The organism is Mesorhizobium sp. P2_E6 (assembly GCF_056403835.1).
Genome location: NZ_JBFUEQ010000044.1, coordinates 1 through 568, shown reverse-complemented (window position 1 = coordinate 568; position 568 = coordinate 1). Strand labels below are relative to the sequence as shown.

The window sequence follows — 568 nt, the reverse complement described above, 5'->3', positions numbered from 1 at the left end:
TCGCGCCGTGGTCGACATCCGAGGAGGTCAGCGTGCCGGACGCCGACGGCGTCCCGGCGACAACCGTGCCGTTGTCCAGGTTGCCGGCCTCGACAACCGTGCCGGCATCCTGGCCGACCGCCGTCGTGATCACCGGGCTGTCGTTGGTGCCGGTGATGGTGATGGTGACGGTTTGCGTTGCCGTCGCGCCCTTGTCGTCGGTGACCGTGGCGGTGAACGTCTGCGTGTCGCTCTCGCCCTCGGCCAGATGATCGGCCGCGCCCTGATCGAGCGCGAAGCTCCAGGCGCCCGTCGTCGGGTTGATCGCAAACGCGCCATAGGTGCCCGTCGCGTCGCCGCTCCAGGTCGCCGTCGCGCCGTGGTCGACATCCGAGGAGGTCAGCGTGCCGGACGCCGACGGCGTCCCGGCGACAACCGTGCCGTTGTCCAGGTTGCCGGCCTCGACAACCGTGCCGGCATCCTGGCCGACCGCCGTCGTGATCACCGGGCTGTCGTTGGTGCCGGTGATGGTGATGGTGACGGTTTGCGTYGCCGTCGCGCCCTTGTCGTCGGTGACCGTGGCGGTGAA

At 69.8% G+C, this 568-nt stretch carries 1 protein-coding gene; it reads right to left on the bottom strand.

All coding sequences use genetic code 11. From position 1 onward, the window contains the following. On the bottom strand, nt 1-568 hold a 568-nt coding region (locus AC1D08_RS33680; protein ID WP_477425356.1), incomplete at both ends, for a VCBS domain-containing protein.